Source organism: Wolbachia endosymbiont of Tuta absoluta (assembly GCF_059414725.1).
Genome location: NZ_JBNRJY010000759.1, coordinates 1 through 330, shown reverse-complemented (window position 1 = coordinate 330; position 330 = coordinate 1). Strand labels below are relative to the sequence as shown.

Below are 330 nucleotides of genomic sequence, written 5' to 3'. Positions count from 1 at the left end.
CTATTGCTCTTTTGTTTGCCTATATGCATACAATGTTTCTCAGTAAAGGATATGAGCTGGCTGCACATTATATTAGCGAAGCTATGCCTTCTGTGTTACTCACTGTTTTCTTTTTTATCGCTTGGTTTATATATGATCGATCCAAGAACAATAAAAAAATAAGTAGTAGTGGTATATTTTTTGGACCCCTGAACTATAAAACGAGCAAGAATATTAAAATCTTTTTGAATTTTATTCGTATTATTCTAATCGTAAAATTTGTAAAGCGTTATGTCCATACTTAATACTTACTGACTGATATATTTGAAAAAATATTGACCTGGTAAAAGC

1 pseudogene is annotated in these 330 nt (G+C 30.3%); it reads left to right on the top strand.

Features of this window, described 5'->3' with window-relative positions:
- A pseudogene (locus ACJ5GX_RS07950) lies at positions 1-284 on the top strand (hypothetical protein); the annotation flags it as partial.
- Between the last annotated feature and the right edge of the window lie 46 nt (positions 285-330).